The organism is Gardnerella coleohominis, assembly GCF_002896555.1.
In the GTDB taxonomy this organism is placed as follows: domain Bacteria; phylum Actinomycetota; class Actinomycetes; order Actinomycetales; family Bifidobacteriaceae; genus Bifidobacterium; species Bifidobacterium vaginale_F.
This window is the reverse complement of record NZ_MNLH01000001.1, coordinates 156,857-175,802: the sequence shown is the minus strand read 5'-3', so window position 1 is coordinate 175,802 and position 18,946 is coordinate 156,857. Positions and strand designations below refer to the sequence as shown.

Sequence of the window (18,946 nt, the reverse complement as noted above, 5' to 3'; positions counted from 1 at the left end):
AAACAACTCAAAAATATAATAAATCTGCTAATTTTCAATAAAAGGCTCATAATGAAAGATAATAAGACATTTTGCGAAGAATGCAGGAATGATGTTGAGTACTCAACAAAATCCGTTCCAATGACTGCATCTATTAAAGGAAAACAATATTCCTACACTGGCACAGAAGCACACTGCAAAGAATGCGGTTCTGCCGTATATGTATCCGAAATTATTGACGCGAATCTTCGAGCATTGTATGACGAGTATCGTAAAGAAAACAACATCATTCCGCTTGACGAAATCAAGAAAATCCCTGCTAAATACTCAATAGGCAAACGTCCGCTATCACTACTGCTCGGTTGGGGTGAACAAACGTTTTCTAGATTTGCGGATGGAGACATTCCTTCAAAACAATATTCCGACATTTTGCAACATATCTATAACAACCCGGAATATTACTTGCAATTATTAATCAGCAATAAGGATAATCTGAAATCTGCAATTAGTTACGAAAAAAGTTATAAGGCAACACAAACACTAATAAACGAATCACAAAATAATTCTGCAAACAATAACTTTGATAGCAATAAGTCGAGTGACAAAATAAACAATGTAATACAATACTTGCTTATAAAGTGTGAGGATATAACTCCCCTAGCATTGCAAAAGTCCTTATACTACATTCAGGGTTTTCATTTCGCTTTTTATAAATCGTTTATATTTACCGATGATTGTCAAGCATGGGTTCATGGACCTGTGTATAAAGACGTCTATTTGCGCTATAAAAACTACACTTTTGATCCAATAGATTCACCAACGACAGAAATATCAGGAATTAAATCATCAGAGAAATTAGATGATTACAGATACGCTCAAAAAAGTGACATCACACGACTTACAGCAGAACTAACAACCACACTATCTACTACCGAAAAAGCAGTATGCGATAGTGTTATTGATAATCTTTGCTGTTACAGTGGTAAAGAACTTGAACGATTTACGCATCATGAGGAGCCTTGGATACTTACTCGCGGCAATCTAAAAACTGATGATTCATCAGATAAAATAATCAGCAAAAAGATAATTGGCAAATACTTTACGAAAATAAAAGAAAAGTACAATATGATAAATCCAGATGACATTCGCCAATATGCGAAAGATATGTTTGCCAGTAAATAACTAACTAAATAACTAACTAAATAAATAACTAAATAAATAACTAAATAAATAACTAAATAAATAATCTACATAAAAATCCTCCTGCAGTAATTCACTAGACAGGAGGATTTTTGTGTAAGTAATTTACACACAATCGATACTCGTGAGTAATTCACGTTCAATATAATTTATTTCACTTATAAACAAAGCGTTTATATAGCAAAATCAGGTATCGATTTTGGAGCGATCGAAGTCGTCCGCGTTATCAACAATAAACTGCTTGCGCGGAGGAACATCATCTCCCATTAGCAAATCGAATACTTCGCTCGCCTGCTGAGCATCTTCCATGCGAATCCTTCTAAGCATACGAGTTCTAGGATCCATAGTGGTGTCTGCAAGCTGATCCGCATCCATCTCGCCCAAGCCCTTATAACGCTGAATATCGCTGTTAAAATCAATGCCCTTAGCTTGCAAATCATCAAGCTTTCCAGCCAATTCGTCGTCTGAGTAAGTATAAATGTACTCGCCCTTGTGCTTTCCAGCGAGAGCAATTCTGTGAAGAGGCGGCACTGCAGCATAAACATGACCGTGCTCAATAAGCGGACGCATATAACGATAGAACAGCGTTAGCAGCAAAATACGAATGTGCGCGCCGTCAACATCAGCATCTGTCATCATAACAATCTTGTTATAACGCGCTTGCGAAATATCAAAACTTGCTCCCGATCCTGCTCCAACAACCTGAATAATCGCAGCGCACTCTTTGTTTGAAAGCATTTGTGCAAGACTTGCTTTTTGCACGTTCAAAATCTTACCGCGAATCGGAAGAAGCGCTTGGAAAGCAGAATTTCGAGCAGCTTTTGCAGTACCAAGTGCAGAATCACCCTCGACGATGAAAAGTTCTGCAACATCGTCGTTTCCAGGCTGGCAATCAGAAAGTTTTGGCGGCATTGAAGCAGACTCAAGCGCATTCTTTCTGCGAGTAACTTCCTTAGTTTTACGCGCTTGAATACGCGCATGCATTTCAGAAACGATTTTCTCTAAAACTCGCGCAGACTGCTCTTTGAACCCTCGCTTAGATCCGGAAATCATTTCTCCGAATTGAGCGTCAGTCATTTTAGTAACGATTGGCTTAACTTGAGCGGTTCCAAGAACATCCTTAGTTTGACCTTGGAATTGAGGTTCAGCAATGCGAACAGTTATAACAGCAACCAAGCCTGCTGTAATATCATCGCGTTCAATTTTCGTATTCGAATCTTTAAGATTTACTTTTAGCTTGCGAGCGTTATCTTCAACAGCTTTACGAATCTGCTTAGTCAATCCTTGCAAGAATCCGTCTACGTGCATGCCTCCGCCAGGAGTTTCAACAACGTTCACGAAACTGACAATCGTTGAATCGTAGCCGTTCACCCAGCGCATTGCAATATCAACACCACACTTACGCGTTACTTGCTGAGCATGTAAATCTCCTGCAGAATCAACAGCTTGCGTTTCTTCTACATAAGTATCTTCGCCAGAAATGCGCCAAATATCCGATACTGCTTCACCTTTTGAAAGAAAATCAACGAAATCTTTGACGCCACCATTATGCAAAAATTCAACTACTCGAGGATGATGCTTATTTTGCATTGAGTTAGCAGACTCAGTATTTGCAACAGATTGCGCAACTGATTCTTCAGATTCAGCCTCTTCAGTCTCATCTTCAGACGCGATATCTTCAGAATCATCTTCAGTATCAGCTTCATCTTCTAATGTTGCTTCAGATTCTAAGCCATCAGATTCTAATTCTTCAAATTCGGACGCAGAGTCATCGCTATTATCAGACTGATTTTCAAGAAGATTATTTTCTTCAACATTATCTTCTACAACAGTACCTTCTACAACATTGTCTTCCGTATCTTCCGGCAAATCAATTTCTTCAATATTTGCCGATTCGCCTTCAGGCACATGCTCGTCAATAACAGTAATTTTTAAGCCTGGAACCAGGAAACTTGTTTGACGTACGCGAGCAATAAGCTGCTCATAACTAAAGCGAGCAGTTGAATTAAAAATCTCAGGATCAGCCCAATAGCGAACTCGAGTACCTGTAGTTTTTGGAGAAACAGTGCCAATAATCTCAAGCTCAGTAGGCTTGTTCTTGCGCGTACGCTTAAACGGAGAAGCTGGAGACGGATGCATTGGATCTGCATCACTATAAACTCCAGGATGCCCCTGATGAAAAGCCATGTGGTGTGTTTTGCCATCACGATCGACTTCAACATCCAATCGCAAGCTTAAAGCGTTTACAACAGAAGAACCAACGCCATGCAAACCACCTGCAGCATTGTACGAAGCGTTACCAAACTTAGCGCCAGCGTGAAGTTTAGTAAGAACAACTTCAACACCTGTAAGTTTTGTTTTAGGCTCTACATCTACTGGAATACCACGGCCGTTATCCGCAACTTCAATAGAACCATCGTCGTGAAGAGTAACAGTAATATGATTGCAGGCACCAGCTAAAGCCTCATCGACAGCATTATCAATGATTTCCCAAAGGCAATGCATTAAACCTTGGCTATCAGTTGTACCAATATACATACCTGGGCGCTTTCGCACAGCATCCAAGCCTTCAAGCACAGTCAGACTGTCGGCATCATACTGTTCTCGATCTTTATTAGAGACCACTTTTACCCCTTGCATGGATTAAATATACAACCGATTATTTTAAGCAATAAGTGTCGTACTATCACTAAAAGTAACAATACGACACTTCGCATATAACACTACTCAATCACTGATCTAAGAAGTCACGCAAAGTTTGCGATCTAGAAGGATGACGCAACTTAGACATTGTCTTAGACTCGATTTGACGAATACGCTCACGAGTAACACCATATACTCGACCAATATCGTCCAAAGTCTTTGGCTGACCATCTTCCAAACCGTAGCGCATTTTAATAACGCCAGCTTCCCTAGGAGACAAAGTTTCAAGAACTTGCCTAAATTGTTCCTGAAGAAGCGAGAATGCCACAGCATCCGATGGAGCGATTGCATCAGTATCTTCAATTAAATCGCCAAACTCAGAATCGCCATCTTCACCCAAAGGAGTGTGCAAAGAAATTGGCTCACGACCATATTTCTGTACTTCTTGCACCTTTTCAACAGGCATATCAAGCTCGCGTGCAAGCTCATCTGGCGTAGGTTCGCGACCAAGATCTTGAAGCATCTGACGCTGAACTCTAGAAAGCTTATTAATAACTTCCACCATATGCACTGGAACTCGAATAGTACGAGCCTGATCTGCCATAGCACGAGTAATAGCCTGGCGAATCCACCAAGTAGCATAGGTTGAGAACTTAAAGCCCTTCTTCCAATCGAACTTTTCCACTGCACGAATTAAACCGAGGTTACCTTCCTGAATCAAATCAAGGAAAAGCATGCCTCGACCGGTATAACGCTTTGCAAGAGAAACCACAAGACGCAAGTTTGCTTCAAGAAGATGATCTTTAGCTTTCTTACCATCTGCTGCAGCCCACTTAAGCTCGCGCTTACGCTTGAACTCCATTTGGTCAATTTGCGTATCAAGCAAATGCTGAGCATACAAACCAGCCTCAATACGCTCTGACAAATCAACTTCCTGCTCAGCATTAAGCAAGCTCACGCGACCAATCTGCTTTAAATAATCCTTAACAGGATCCGCTGTAGCACCAGTAGCGATTACGCGGCGCTTAGGATTACCAGGAGCAGAATTTAAAGGATCGTCGTCATCATCATCGCGTACAACAAACGCACCTTTAGCTTGCGGAACAACAGGCTCTTCGGCTTTTGCATTATCTTCTGAATCTTCATTATCGTCGATATCTGAATCATCAAAATCAGCATCTACGTCGTCATCAACGTCTAAACCGTCTACGTCGTCTACATCATCAACGTCAACGTCATCAATATCTTCAGGATGAATATCGTCGAGATCATCCAGCTGCATACTCAAATCATGATCGTCAACATCATCAACGTCAACGTCATCATCGCCAACAGAATCTAATGAATCAGGTCCATCTTCATCGTGAGAATCATCATTAAAATCAACATTCTCATCTTCATCTAAATCACTAATTTCATCATCTTTTTTAAGCGAACTCGAAGATTTAGACGTTGCGGAAGACGAACGCGTACTACTTTTATGAGTACCGCTAGTCTTACGAGTTTTTGCTGGCTTATCTTCTTTAGTGGTAAGTTCGTCAGCTTCTAGTTCTTCACTCGTCAACTATTCCTCCTGATACAACCATTGTCATAAAAATTATATAAAGGCATAGTTATGGCAATGTCAACTTTGTGCGTCTTGCTAGTTAACCACCTTCTAAAGACAATCTAGCTCCTTAATTTTTAAACTATTCCTGATAAGTCAGCGAATTTTATCCTTTTTCAGCCATTGTGGTTCAACACCGTTTTCATATGCAGATTTAACAATTCTCGCCATTGAACAATCCTCGGAAGCATTTAAAGCAAGATTTACATAACGCTCGACTTTTCCTAAGCTAAACCACCATCTCAGATACGCAATCAATGCATAAATATGCGCTGTTAATTCAGAATAACCACTCATGATGTAGGCCATAGAAGTTAAAACGTCAATAGCATTATTCACTCTGCGAATGTCTTGGATATGATCGTAATAAGTAAATTTACTTTCTAAACAATCCCTAAGATGCTGTGACATTACTTTTGTATGAGGTTCGAAAGCCAAAGAATACAATGACTTATACTCATACCACTCGTGATAATCATCTAGAATAGAAATAAGCATTGCATCGCGCACATTTATATTACTAGTCATAACTAATGGCAAATATATTAAATCAATTCCGCGCAATCCTATATTTTCACTTGAAGTGCATTCATTTTTAGAAGAATTTTCTTCGATATCAGCTTTCTCATAAGAAAACATTTCATACCAGTTACTTAAAGCTTTTTCTCCGCAAATAATATTTGCTTCTGACTCTCCACGCATTTTAACTAGACTTTGATAAGCATTTATTCTATCGGATACAAGAAAGCGCAGATTTTTAATCCACTGTGAATTTTCGGAATTATTCTTAGATATGAAAGACTGTTGAAATACATGTGACAAATTTTTTTTAAGGAAATCATAATAGTCAGAAGACTTGCTATCTAAGTTATCGTATTCTTTTGCATTGATTGGTTCATTGTCCAGATCAACACATTCATACGTATAGATATGGCTATCAGATTTATCGATAATAATTCCAGTTGTAACAGTCATAATTCCCCCTAAACATCCCCATGTTTTACGTTTTATGTTTTATGTTTTACGTTTTTACGTTTTAGCCAATGATTATTTTTTTAAAAGCATAATCAAGCTTTAGTTAAAAAGTTTCTCAACAAAATTTTTAATTAGCAATAAAAAATCATCATTGTGGTCAGAAGTTCAAAAACAAAATAGAACCAAAACAAAATAGAACCAAAACTAGAACCAAAACTAGAACCAAAACTAGAACCAAAACAAAATAGAACAAAAACCAAAACAAAAATTAAAACAAAAAACTTAAATATAAAGTATAAAATTTGTACACGCACGTAGGATAATGTCTAAACCCTGTGGATAACTTCATATTATGGATATTGATGCGGAACTTAAGCAAATAGAAAGTCGTATTGGTGTTCTTATAGAGCAGCAATTCGAGTCTCCGGCATGCAAAAACCTTCGTTCAGCGTGCAAAGACACCATGCAAACAGTGATAGACCAAGCTTTTACGTCTAGCGAAGGAGGCAAGCGTCTACGCGCATTGTTGGCGCTATGCTCTTACGATGCTGTGCTAGCAACTAAATCCAACGCGCAAAACTTAGATTTTGAACCTTCTTTAGACGATCCTAAACGAATGTCAATGATTGACATGGCGTGCGCTATTGAGGTTTTCCAAACAGCTGCACTTATCCACGACGATATTATTGACGAATCGTCATTAAGACGAGGCAAGCCAAGTGCTTACTACGCTCTTACGAACGTTTATGACAGCCAGCAAATAGGCACAGGATTAGGCCTTATGCTCGGCGATTTATTAGCTTCTGAAAGTTTTGATATAGCTCGAAACAGCGCGAATAATCTTAGTAATACTCAAGAACTTCTCGCAACGTTTGCTGATACTCAAAGAAATGTTTGCTTAGGCCAGGTATTAGATCTTTCAATCGAAATGATGGATTTGAGTGATCCTAAGACACTCGCCGACTCTTCTGTTAACGTGTTCCGTTGGAAGACCGCAAGCTATACAACTGTTGCACCAATGCACTTAGGACTTCTTGCTGCAGGATTTACAGTTGAGCAAGCGCATGATTTTGCTTATAGCGTTGGAGAGCCTTTGGGAATTGCATTCCAGTTGGCAGATGATTTGTTAGACGTTGTTTCAGATCCTAAGCATACTGGAAAACCAGTTGGTGGTGATATTCGCGAAGGTAAGCGCGCTACACTTCTTGCAGACGCTTTGCAGACTAGCAACGAATCTGATCGCAAGTATTTGCAAGAAGCTTATACTAAGAAAACTCGCGACGATGAAGACGTCAAGAAAGTTATCTCAATCTTTCATACAAGTGGTGCTATTGATAAGTCTAAAGAGCGAATTAAGGATCTTTGGAATAAATCTCAAGAAGCTCTTGACAATAGCGATTTGAATGAGTGCGGCAAAGATATTATGCGCCAGATTATGAATCGCTTCATCCCTGAGCAGTGGAGAAAGTAAAAACTTAAGAAAAGTAGAATATATAGCGTGTTTTTATTGTAAAAAAGCAATAAAAATGCGCTATATCTTTATTTCTCTACCCACTTGCCTGTACACTCGTAAATAGTGAATAGCGTTTGCGTATAAGGATTTGCAATAATGAGTGAAGCTACACAAGCAGAACCTGGCATGTACATTGAGAACAGATACCGTCTAGTACAGAAAATAGCTGAAGGCGGAATGGCTACAGTTTATCAAGCTCAAGATGAAAGACTTGGTAGACCTGTTGCCATTAAAATAATGCATACGCAATTGGCACAAGGCGTTCATAGAGAACAATTTATTGCTAGATTCAGGCGCGAAGCCACATCTGCTGCCTCAATAGCAAATCCTCATATTGTACAAGTTTATGATACTGGCGAATACGAGGGTCTTGATTATTTAGTTATGGAATATGTTCATGGCGTTAATTTGCGTTATGAAATGAACATGCATGGCACTTTTACAGTAAAAGATACTTTGCGCGTATTAGCCGAAACTCTTGATGGATTGGCTTCAGCTCATCTTGCTGGAGTTGTTCACAGAGATATTAAACCAGAAAATATACTTATTAACGATCGCGGCCACGTGCAAATAACAGATTTCGGCTTAGCGAAAGCTATTTCTCAAGCAACTTTATCTTCTACTGGATTACTACTTGGAACGGCAGCTTATTTGGCTCCAGAGATGATTGAAAATAATATTGCAACTCCTCAAGGCGATTTATATTCAGCTGGAACAATGGCGTGGGAAATGCTAGCTGGCAGAGTTCCGTTCACAGCTGATAATCCTGTAACTTTAGTTTTCAAGCATGTGCATGAAGATACGCCTTCTATTTCCACTGTTTGCCATGAAATAAATGCTGACGTAGCGAAATTCTTAGAAACACTTACGTCTAGAGATATGAATTTGAGGCCTAGCGACGCTTCAGAAGCATTGTTGCAATTAAAAGAATTAGTTAAAAAGCTTAATCCTCAAGACTTTGTGTATAGGCTTGCTCCTACTGAATTAAACGAGTCTTATGATGATATAGATAGCAATAAAATTGCAAATTTGGCCGATAAAATCAACAACAAAGACGACAACAGTAAAGCCGGCGACAGTAATTCCAATAGTGATGCCAGCAATAAAGCCGAGGACAATTCCGACATCAAATCAGACATCAAAACTGCTGAGTTAAAGCAAAATACTGATTTTATCAATACCGATGCTGTTCCTAACGGGAACGCAGATAATTCAGCAGAAACTCAAGCAATACCATTATCAAATACAAAATCAGATAATTTAGCTTACGGTAAGACATTTAAAACTTCCCAAAACGATCCATTGGAAGCCTTTAACGACAACAATCTTCCAACAATCTCTTTGCAAAAAGCAAAAATACTTAATGAATCCATCAATAGCGAAGAAAAACAGAAAGAAAAGTCTCACAAAAAGAAGATTATCATTATTTCAAGTTCAGCTGCGGCTGCTATATGCGTTTGCGTTATAGGAGGATTGTTATACTTCTACGGTCCTAACAGTTATTGGTCTTTACCAAAGCCTAATGATTTGCAATGCTCGCGCACAAAAGCTTGTAAGATTACTAATGTTCAGTGGAAAAATTACGAGAAATTACTTAAAGCTTCCGGCATTCCTTATAGCATGGATTTAGCTTATAGCGATGACATTGAATCTGGATATGTGATTTCTACTACCCCAGATATTGTCGGCGGTCATGTTGGAAAGCATAACAACGATATGCTAAAAGTTGTTGTTTCTAGAGGTATACGTCAATCTACGATTCCTATTGACATCATGACTATGTCTAAAGAAGAAGGAACTGACCCTATTGAAGCATTGCGAAAAGCAGGTTTTACAGATATTTTGCATCGCGCTTCTCTAGATATGTATTCTTTGGAAGTTCCTCAGGGAAAGATTGTTGAAATAACTCCTGATCCTGGAACAACAATGGATCATAATAAGCCTGTAACTGTAGTTATTTCTCGCGGTCCTATGCCTGTAGAAATGCCTGATATAGTTAATAAACCTAAGACTGATATACAGCAAACTTTAGATGATTTAAAGCTTAAAGCAGATTATAAAGAAGAATATAGCGATACTGTTGACAAGGGAAACGTTATTAGCGCATCTAAAGATAAGGGCGCGCAACTTCATTGGGGAGATAAAATTTCTATTGTTGTTTCTAAAGGACCTAAGACAATAACAATGCCTGATGTTCGCGGAAAGAACACTAATGAAGCTCGTAAGATACTTGAAGGCCTAGGACTAAAAATCAGGATTTCAGCGCCTTTAGGTGACTACACACATGTTGTAAGATTACAATCGGCTGCTCCTGGAAAAGAAGTACCGCTGAAAGATAGCAACGGGAATCCAACTGTTATTACTCTTACAGTTGTGTGAGTCTTACAAAGTCTTACAAAAACTTACAAGAAAGCTTACAACAAGACTCTCAGTAAAACTTACAAGAAAGCGTTACAGAGATTTACAGTCTGTAACGCTTTTTCATTCACGAAAGCAAGAATACCTAGATTAATCAGATTTCTACGCTTTCACAGCCTTTGCTACGCATGACTGCTCAAACTATTTAGCTTGCTCGGAAAGATTATCTTCAGCCTGCTGAGCTTCCTTCATGCGCTTCTTAACAACTTGAGCGTACTCATCAACATATTCTTGACCGCTCATAGCTTGAATTGCTCTAGTGATACTATCTGTAACTTCACGCAAGCGCTCGCGCGTTATTTCTTCACTACTTTTTACAGGCTCAACAATAATTGGCTTACCATAAATAGCACAAGTCTTACCTTTTGAAGGAATAACTTGTCCTTTAGGCTGCAAGTCGCGAGTACCAATAATTGCCACTGGAATAATAGGGCAACCTGTTTCTAAAGCTAAACGAGCTGCACCAGTATGTCCCTTGTATAATCTTCCATCAGGACTTCTAGTTCCTTCAATATGAATTCCAAAAAGATGACCTTTTTCAATAATCTCTCTAGCATGATTCAAAGCGCCAAGAGATTTTGAACCTCCAGAACGATCAACAGGAAATACGCCTACAGAAGTAAACCACCACTTTTTAAAGCGACCTTTAAAACCTTTGCCTTCGAAATATTCAGCTTTCCCCATAAAATGAATCATTCTTGGGCAAGTTAATGGAAGCAACGCGTCATCGATAACAGCTAAATGATTAGCTGCAATAATCGCTCCACCTTTTTTAGGTATGTTCTCTACACCTTTAACACTCGGATGAATCCTCATACGAGCTATGAAACCCAACCCCTTTACAAAAAACCAATAAAGCATGCTAAAACCTTTCTGCGCGCACGCAAGATATTAAGAACTTGTTTAACACGCTATCAAGCAGACTTGCTACAGTATAACTCATGACATCATCTAAGGATACCAACTCCCCTCGCCTGGGAAACAATAGTGGAAAAGATAACAATTCACACGACTTGCAAGATGATTGGTCGAATTTCTTGTCTGAGCACGCTGAAGATTTTAAAGCTATAGAAAAATCTAAAAACGCAAAAAACTTCGAAAAATATGTAAAGCGAGAAGAAAAACGCAATATTAAAGAAATTAAAGAACAAGAAGAACAGGCTCGTAAAAACGCACAAAAAAATTTAATACGCGAACAAGAAGAATTTTTATCGCACGGACCAAGAGATAATATTCGCTCTAGCTGGTTAGACGTCGATAGCACTATGGATAAGTACGGAGATGATTTTATACCACCAAATCCGCGTTTTAATAACATTCGCTTATCAATCGTAATTTTGTGGATCATGCTATTAGTTGGTATAGCAGGCATTATTACAAGCGCATTTATACCGATTATTGCTTATATAGCAGGATCAATAAGCATAGTTTTAATAATAATTGGCGGATTTGGATTATTGATGATACGAAAAGATTCACATAACGAAAATAACGAATATAGCGATTACGGAAAAGGCGCTAGGGTTTAGATAGTGCTTATATCGCGCAATATGGCACTTTAAACGGATAAACATCCATTAGATTAGAAAAAGTAAAGACCAGCTGAAAACAGCCGGTCTTTACTTATTTTTATAAATTATTATTATTATTCTTCAACTTCGTTTTGACCATGGCACAACTTGTACTTACGACCAGAACCGCATGGGCACTCATCGTTCTTGCCTGTGCCTGGGAATGTGCGGCCATCAGCCCACGGAGTCTTCCACTCTTCTGCCTTTGGACGCATACTTGCTGGGACTTCACCTTCAGCATGGCTCAAAGGAGCAGGTCCTACGATAGCGGAGTTTTCTTCGGAATCTATTTCAGCAGAAGCTTCAGCAACATCGTTATCTACATCACTATCTGATTCAACTTCTTCTGTAGAAGCAATCTGATCAATATCAATGTGGAATAGAAGCTGAATTGACTCTTCCTTAATGGCTTCAATCATAGAATTGTACATCTGGTAGCCTTCACGCTGGTATTCAACCAGAGGATCACGCTGACCCATACCACGAAGACCAATACCATCCTTCAAATAATCCATCTCATAAAGATGTTCACGCCACTTGCGATCCAAAACAGCAAGTACAACGCGACGTTCAAGCTGACGAATATTATCTTCGCCTAAACGATCTTCGAAAAGACTATATGAATTCTTAGAGTTTTCAACAATAAGATCACACAAAGCCTTAGTAGCTTTTTCGCCCTTAAGCTTTTCTACTGTTGCACGCACTTCATCCCAATTAAGCGTTACAGGCATAACAAGGTCAAGAGCATTCTTCAAACCATCCCAATCCCAATTCTTAGGCTTATCGGAACGATTTTGAGCTCCACGAACATAGCTTTCAACAGTATCAGAAATGAACTTCAAAATATCGCTATGAATGTCTTCGCCTCTAAGAACCATCTGGCGCTCAGAATAAATAACAGTACGCTGCTTATTCATAACGTCATCGTACTTCAAAACATTCTTACGCATTTCAAAGTTTCTAGCTTCAACAGACTTTTGAGCTGTACGAACGCCGTTAGAAACATACTTGGATTCGATTGGTTCACCCTCAGGCAATCCCTTAGACATAACACGAGCTACAAGCTGAGTGTTAAACAAGCGCATCAAATCATCTTCCAAGCTCAAGTAGAAGCGAGATTCACCAGGATCGCCCTGACGACCAGAACGGCCTCGAAGCTGATTATCAATACGACGAGATTCGTGACGCTCAGTTCCAAGAACATACAAGCCGCCAAGCTTCTTGACTTCTTCATGCTCGTCTTTAACTTGCTCTTTAACTTCAGCCAAAACACCAGGCCAACGCTTCTCGTACTCTTCAGGAGTATCGTCTGGAGAATATCCATCAGCCTTCAACTTTGCATCAGCCAAGAACTCAACGTTACCGCCAAGCATAATATCAGTACCACGGCCTGCCATGTTAGTAGCAACAGTAACAGCACCCTTACGGCCTGCAACAGCAACAACAGCAGCTTCCCTTGCATTCTGCTTAGCATTCAACACCTGATGAGGAATACGAGCAACATCAAGCAAAGAAGAAACAATTTCTGAAGATTCAACAGATGCAGTACCGAGAAGAACAGGCTGACCTTTAGCATGTCTCATTGCAACATCGCGAATTATTGCAGCAAGCTTTTCCTTCTTAGTGCGGAAGATCAAATCATCCTTATCCATACGAATAACTGGACGATTAGAAGGAATTGGAAGAACACCAAGCTTATAAGTACCCATAAATTCTGCAGCTTCAGTTTCTGCAGTACCAGTCATACCAGCAAGCTTGTCATACATGCGGAAATAATTCTGCAAAGTAATAGTTGCGAAAGTCTGATTTTCAGCCTTAACTTCAACGTTTTCCTTAGCTTCGATTGCCTGATGCAAGCCATCGCTGTAACGACGACCAGGAAGCACACGACCAGTATGCTCATCAACAATCAAAACTTCACCGTTTGTAACAACATAATCGCGGTCACGTAAGAACAAATCCTTAGCCTTCAAAGCATTATTCAAGTAACCAACAAGTGCTGTATTGCTTGGCTCATAAAGATTATCAATACCCAAATAATCTTCAATCTTAGCGATACCAGAATCGAGAATACCAGCAGTCTTCTTCTTTTCGTCAACCTCGTAATCTTTATCACGATCTAACTTCAGAACAAGCTTTGCAAACTCACGATACCAGCGAGTCACATCTCCTTCTGCAGGACCAGAAATAATCAATGGAGTACGAGCCTCATCGATAAGAATAGAATCAACCTCATCGACTATTGCGTAATGGTGTCCACGCTGTACAAGCTCACTCTTCTCCCACGCCATGTTATCGCGCAAATAATCGAAGCCGAACTCGTTATTCGTACCGTAAGTAATATCAGCATTGTACTGCTTACGACGCTCTGGTGGCTGCTGATCTGTAATAATGCAGCCAACGCTCATGCCAAGGAATCGATAAATTCGACCCATCAATTCACTCTGATAGCTTGCAAGGTAATCATTAACGGTGACAACGTGTACACCTTTGCCTTCCAAAGCATTCAAATAGCTAGGCAAGGTAGCAACCAAAGTTTTACCTTCACCTGTTTTCATTTCTGCAATATTGCCCCAATGCAATGCAGCACCACCCATAAGCTGCACATCAAAGTGACGCTGACCGAGAGTGCGCTTAGAAACTTCTCGCACAGTAGCGAAAGCTTCAGGCATAAGCTTATCAAGAGATTCACCGTTGTCTAAACGCTGCTTGAACTTGGCTGTTTGACCCTTCAATTCTTCATCGGAAAGCGCAGAAATAGTTTCTTCTAACGCATTCACAGCCTTGGCTACGTTTTCAAGGCGTTTCAACTGACGGCCTTCGCCCATTCGCAAGGCTTTGTCGACGATATCTACCACGTTTCACTCCCTTAGGTCATGTCTGCACCGACGGCCTAGACGGCACAGACGAAACTGTGCCCATATTACGCGACAGCTGGGATTTTTTGAATATAGCGCGTTGTTATTTAAATATAACAATACTTTTACTTAAAAATATCAGCATGAATATAGACATAAAATACGCAATATACATAAAAGACACATATAAACACAAATATTTTAGATAACAAATATTTATTACTTCTTTTCTCATGCATAATGCCCACTAAGATCAAACCTAGCGGGCATTACACATGTATATTTTATATACAATTATTGTAGAACTTTTCTATCTGAAACCTACCTATGCATCACTTCTTTACATTTTCTGGAGTATCAATCTCAAATACGCCATAGCTCCAACCATGCCTACGATATACAACCGATGGACGCATAGTTTCTTTATTAACAAACAGGAAGAAATCATGGCCAATAAGTTCCATCTCATACAATGCTTCATCAATACTCATTGGCTCAGCAATATGCAGCTTGCGACGAATCACAATAGGAGTGCTTCCTACACTGACTTCAACCGATTCACCAGGACCAAGATCCGAAGCAACAGCTGCATCAGCACTATTGGTTTCTTCTTCATCTGGTTCTTCTTCAACTTCTTCAACTGGAACATCAGCCACACCCAAATCAACCGGAGTCATCTGAGCATATCCGCGACGATGATCCTTGCGACGATCACGAGTACGACGTAAACGCAACGTAAGCTTATCTAAAGCCATATCTAATGCGCTATATTGGTCTGTACTCGCTGCTTCAGCGCGAATAACTGTACTTCCTGCAATAACGGTAATTTCTACTCGTTTTGCCGTATCTGCCTGCCTTGGATTACCCTCATGCGAAACAACAATTTGTACGCGCTGTGCATCCGGGGCAATGGCGGTCACACGACTCATCTTGCTTTCCACAACGTCACGAAACTTTGGCTTAATCTGCGTATGACGTCCGGTAATGACGATTTCCATGCGAACCTCCTTAAAATAACCCGAGCACTATACTCGGTCTGTATGCACATCGATAGCCACGATGCCATCGATATATTCATTATATAAGGTTTCTTCTTAACAAACTAGCGCGTTTTATAAAAATAAAAGATTATTACATTTGCTAAGGAATTCCTATTGAATTTACTAAGTGATGCCTATTGAGAGTAAAGAAATACATATTGATAGTAAAGGAACCCCTATTGATAGCAATTGCTAAAAAATAACTACAAAAAAATAATTTTTTACGATTCTAACTAAGTCTGCTATACTCAGGAAGGTTGAGGTTTCACGATGGCCGCGGTCGCAATGTTCATTCGGAGTGACTGAGGAACTTCCGGGCTCCATAGAGCACAATGGCGGATAACGTCCGCCCAGGGTGACCTGAGAGATAGCGCAACAGAAAATAAACCGCCTAATCGTTTTTTAAGTGCGTTTAGGTAAGGGTGAAATGGCGGTGTAAGAGACCACCGGACTTCTGGTAACAGTTAGTCGCATGGCAAGCCTCATTGGGAGCAAGGTCAAGCAGAAGGCATTAAGGGCTGCTCGCCCAAGTCTTCGGGTAGACTGCTAGAGTTTGGCGGCAACGTCAAATCGAGATGGATGGCCATCCGTGTGCATTTATGCACATGACAAAACCCGGGGTATGTGAAACCTCACCACTCAACTACATTGTCACTTAAACTATTTGTTAGATTTTAGGCGCATCATAAAAATCAGAAAACACTGCTAAACAGTTTGATAATAAAGAATCTTCTTTAAAATCGCTTTTGACATCATCTAATATTGCGCACGTTTGCATACCAGCTTGTTGAGCTGAATATAAAGCTTTAAAAGAATCCTCAAAAACAATACAATCAACCGGATTAACACCAATTTCACGCGCTAAATCTATGTAAAACTTCGAACTGTTTTTACCAACACTATCTAAATCTTCACCAAAAAACATAGTATTGAAATATTTAAATATTCCAGTGCGCTTCAACGAAGGTTCACACAAAGATTTAGAAAGAGTAGTGACAAGAATTAGATTGATACCTTTACTATCCAAATTCTCAATATAGCTTTTAGCACCTTTTCTAAGCTGCAAACGATTAGCATACGCGTCAAACGCCATTGCAGACCATTCCTGCATCAAATCTTCTGGAGAATCTTCAAAACCAAAACGTTCAATAACATAATCAGCAACTTGCTTAGGAGTCATAGTAGCTGTAACTCTAGCAAAATCTTCCGGAACGCTAATACCCCTTTTAGCAAAGCTTTCATTGTCAATATCATCCCAAACGTGCAAAGAATCAATCAAAGTTCCATCAAAATCGAATATTGCAGCGCGAATAGGAAGATTACTTTTATTAAATTCCATTAACAAACTTTCTGCTAGTATCCAAAAGCTCTTTAGCATGCTCCAATGATGCTTGAGATTGACTTCCAGAAAGCATCCTAGAAATTTCTTGTTCCCTTTCAGAATCATCTAATTTGCTAACAGTAGTATCTGCAATTAATGAAGAATCTAAATCATATTCCAATACACTATCTAGCACATCTTGAGAAGTATTAGAAACATCAGTGATTTTCTTACTAACAACAAACTGAGCATCCGCAAAAGAAGCGACTTGAGCTAAATGCGTTACAACAATCACCTGAGCACTTTTAGCGAGCTGAGCTAATCTCTTGCCTAATTCAACTGCAGCGACACCGCCTACGCCAGCGTCAACCTCATCAAAAATAAAAGTCATAGAACGATTATCGTCATGCTTAAACCTAGCAGCTACAAGTTCCATAGCAAGCATAAGTCTACTCAACTCGCCGCCAGAAGCACTACTGCCCATTGGCAAATACGCAGAACCCGGGAAAGGCTTAAAAAGAAACTCAACATTATCTAAACCGTGCGAATCCAAAGATACCTTTCCTGACTCTTCAGATTCACGCTTTTCAACTTTAATTGCAAGCACAGCATCTGGCATAGCTAATGATTTAAGCTCTTTAGTAACCTCCGAAGAAAACTTTTCTGCAGCATTCTTTCTAGTCTCATAAAGCTTATCAGCAAGATTTTTAGCCTCAAGATATCGTTTTTCGCATAATTCTTTTGAACGCGCAACTGCTTCAGGTGAATCATCTAAATCTTCAAGCTCTAATTGTGATTTTTTAGCCCACTCTAAAACATCTTCAATTTGAGGACCCCACCTACGAGTTAACTCATTTAAATCATGAATGCGCTCATTTATAACATCTAAATCTTCTTGACTTTCATCGATATCTAGCTGCTGAGCCAATTGCATTACGATATCAGAAATTTGAGCACAAATGTCATCAAGCTGATTTGCAATGTCATTGTAATTTCCGTCAACTCGTATAGAACGCACAGATTTAGCAGCATTATCTATTAAATGCAATGCATCAACAGAATCCATAGCTCCATAATCTATTTGACTTGCATCCAAAGCAGATATAGCTTCACTAACACCGCGAATTATTTGAGCAGCATTCTCAATACGATCTCTTTTAGCTTTAAGATCCTCATCTTCATGCGGCTTAGGATTAATTTGACGTATTTTTTCTAATGATTCACGCAAATAATCAGCACGCTGACGTGAAGATGATTCCTGATTTATAAGACGATTATAGGATTGAATAGAGTCTTGAAAAGCTTTAAAAGCTTCCGAATATTCCTCTAATTCTTTAAAATTGCACGCAACTGAATCTAAAAATTCTCTTTGCTTTGTGCTTGACGCAATTCTTAACTGATCACTTTGACCATGAATTGTTACTGTTTGTGCACAAACTTGTTCCAATAATGATTTAGGAACACCACATCCAGAAATAGCTGCCCTCGATCTTCCAGTTTTGGGAACTGTACGAGAAACATAAATATCTAAATTAGAACTATTATTTTCTGATTCCTCTGGATTAATCCCGGATTCATGCAATAAATCAGCTACAATGCTTGACTTCGAAACAGAAAATACGCCTTGAACCCAAGATTCATCAGAAGATGACGAAACTCTTGAAGAATCTGCTTTAGCTCCAGATATCAACTTTATAGCGCTTAAAAGCATTGATTTTCCGGCGCCAGTTTCACCAGTTATAGCAGTCATGCCACATGAAGGAGTAATAACAGCATGAGAGATTGGTCCCAAATTTCGTATTTCTAGTTCTTCAAGCACGAT

General features: G+C 39.4%; 12 protein-coding genes and 1 other RNA gene. 5 read left to right on the top strand and 8 right to left on the bottom strand.

Going from position 1 to position 18,946, the window contains the following annotated elements:
* Positions 1 to 51 precede the first annotated feature (51 nt).
* Entirely contained in the window at positions 52 to 1,161 is a 1,110-nt protein-coding gene (locus BFS05_RS00610; protein WP_103084145.1) for a type II TA system antitoxin MqsA family protein, read from the top strand.
* A gap of 204 nt (positions 1,162 to 1,365) precedes the next feature.
* Here the strand turns inward: BFS05_RS00610 and BFS05_RS00605 are convergent, their stop codons facing one another.
* From BFS05_RS00605 to BFS05_RS00595, 3 genes are all read right to left on the bottom strand, one after another.
* A complete protein-coding gene (locus tag BFS05_RS00605; protein WP_103084144.1) occupies positions 1,366 to 3,804 on the bottom strand; it encodes a DNA gyrase/topoisomerase IV subunit B in 2,439 nt (812 codons plus the stop codon).
* A 106-nt stretch (positions 3,805 to 3,910) separates the two neighbouring features.
* Complete coding sequence (locus tag BFS05_RS00600) at positions 3,911 to 5,386, bottom strand: RNA polymerase sigma factor (protein WP_103084143.1); 1,476 nt, start codon at positions 5,384 to 5,386, stop codon at positions 3,911 to 3,913.
* 138 nt (positions 5,387 to 5,524) lie between these two features.
* Positions 5,525 to 6,403: a hypothetical protein gene (locus BFS05_RS00595; protein ID WP_103084142.1), complete on the bottom strand. Its 879-nt coding sequence runs from the start codon at positions 6,401 to 6,403 to the stop codon at positions 5,525 to 5,527.
* A gap of 352 nt (positions 6,404 to 6,755) precedes the next feature.
* On the opposite strand from BFS05_RS00595, the gene BFS05_RS00590 reads away from it, so the two are divergent.
* Positions 6,756 to 7,874, top strand: coding sequence for a polyprenyl synthetase family protein (locus BFS05_RS00590; protein WP_103084141.1), 1,119 nt, complete (start codon positions 6,756 to 6,758; stop codon positions 7,872 to 7,874).
* A 138-nt stretch (positions 7,875 to 8,012) separates the two neighbouring features.
* Positions 8,013 to 10,295, top strand: a complete 2,283-nt coding sequence (locus BFS05_RS00585; RefSeq protein ID WP_103084140.1) for a protein kinase domain-containing protein — start codon at positions 8,013 to 8,015, stop codon at positions 10,293 to 10,295.
* A 180-nt stretch (positions 10,296 to 10,475) separates the two neighbouring features.
* On the opposite strand, the gene BFS05_RS00580 is transcribed toward BFS05_RS00585, so the two are convergent.
* Positions 10,476 to 11,195 (bottom strand): lysophospholipid acyltransferase family protein, encoded by a 720-nt coding sequence (locus BFS05_RS00580; protein ID WP_103084139.1) that lies wholly within the window; start codon positions 11,193 to 11,195, stop codon positions 10,476 to 10,478.
* Positions 11,196 to 11,275: 80 nt separating this feature from the next.
* Between BFS05_RS00580 and BFS05_RS00575 the strand changes: the two genes are divergently transcribed.
* Positions 11,276 to 11,863 carry a hypothetical protein gene (locus tag BFS05_RS00575; RefSeq protein ID WP_103084138.1) on the top strand — a complete coding sequence of 196 codons (588 nt, stop codon included), beginning with the start codon at positions 11,276 to 11,278 and terminating at the stop codon, positions 11,861 to 11,863.
* A gap of 116 nt (positions 11,864 to 11,979) precedes the next feature.
* Here the strand turns inward: BFS05_RS00575 and secA are convergent, their stop codons facing one another.
* The gene (gene secA, locus BFS05_RS00570) at positions 11,980 to 14,763 is read right to left on the bottom strand and encodes a preprotein translocase subunit SecA (protein WP_103084137.1); all 2,784 of its coding nucleotides are present in this window, start codon (positions 14,761 to 14,763) and stop codon (positions 11,980 to 11,982) included.
* Positions 14,764 to 15,095: 332 nt separating this feature from the next.
* Positions 15,096 to 15,761 carry a ribosome hibernation-promoting factor, HPF/YfiA family gene (gene hpf / locus BFS05_RS00565; protein WP_103084136.1) on the bottom strand — a complete coding sequence of 222 codons (666 nt, stop codon included), beginning with the start codon at positions 15,759 to 15,761 and terminating at the stop codon, positions 15,096 to 15,098.
* Positions 15,762 to 16,061: 300 nt separating this feature from the next.
* On the opposite strand from hpf, the gene rnpB reads away from it, so the two are divergent.
* An RNA gene (gene rnpB, locus BFS05_RS00560) (RNase P RNA component class A) lies at positions 16,062 to 16,442 on the top strand.
* 28 nt (positions 16,443 to 16,470) lie between these two features.
* On the opposite strand, the gene BFS05_RS00555 is transcribed toward rnpB, so the two are convergent.
* Both BFS05_RS00555 and recN read right to left on the bottom strand, forming a co-directional pair.
* The gene (locus BFS05_RS00555) at positions 16,471 to 17,142 is read right to left on the bottom strand and encodes an HAD family hydrolase (RefSeq protein WP_103084135.1); all 672 of its coding nucleotides are present in this window, start codon (positions 17,140 to 17,142) and stop codon (positions 16,471 to 16,473) included.
* Complete coding sequence (recN, locus tag BFS05_RS00550; protein WP_103084134.1) at positions 17,132 to 18,943, bottom strand: DNA repair protein RecN; 1,812 nt, start codon at positions 18,941 to 18,943, stop codon at positions 17,132 to 17,134. The genes BFS05_RS00555 and recN overlap by 11 nt, the downstream gene beginning before the upstream one ends.
* Between the last annotated feature and the right edge of the window lie 3 nt (positions 18,944 to 18,946).

Excerpts from the sequence above, each read along its gene's own strand:
- BFS05_RS00585 (WP_103084140.1), top strand. The coding sequence starts at position 8,013 with ATGAGTGAAGCTACACAAGCAGAACCTGGCATGTACATTGAGAACAGA.
- BFS05_RS00595 (WP_103084142.1), bottom strand. The coding sequence starts at position 6,403 with ATGACTGTTACAACTGGAATTATTATCGATAAATCTGATAGCCATATC.
- BFS05_RS00575 (WP_103084138.1), top strand. The coding sequence starts at position 11,276 with ATGACATCATCTAAGGATACCAACTCCCCTCGCCTGGGAAACAATAGT.
- BFS05_RS00590 (WP_103084141.1), top strand. The coding sequence starts at position 6,756 with ATGGATATTGATGCGGAACTTAAGCAAATAGAAAGTCGTATTGGTGTT.
- BFS05_RS00555 (WP_103084135.1), bottom strand. The coding sequence starts at position 17,142 with ATGGAATTTAATAAAAGTAATCTTCCTATTCGCGCTGCAATATTCGAT.
- BFS05_RS00580 (WP_103084139.1), bottom strand. The coding sequence starts at position 11,195 with ATGCTTTATTGGTTTTTTGTAAAGGGGTTGGGTTTCATAGCTCGTATG.
- hpf (WP_103084136.1), bottom strand. The coding sequence starts at position 15,761 with ATGGAAATCGTCATTACCGGACGTCATACGCAGATTAAGCCAAAGTTT.
- BFS05_RS00610 (WP_103084145.1), top strand. The coding sequence starts at position 52 with ATGAAAGATAATAAGACATTTTGCGAAGAATGCAGGAATGATGTTGAG.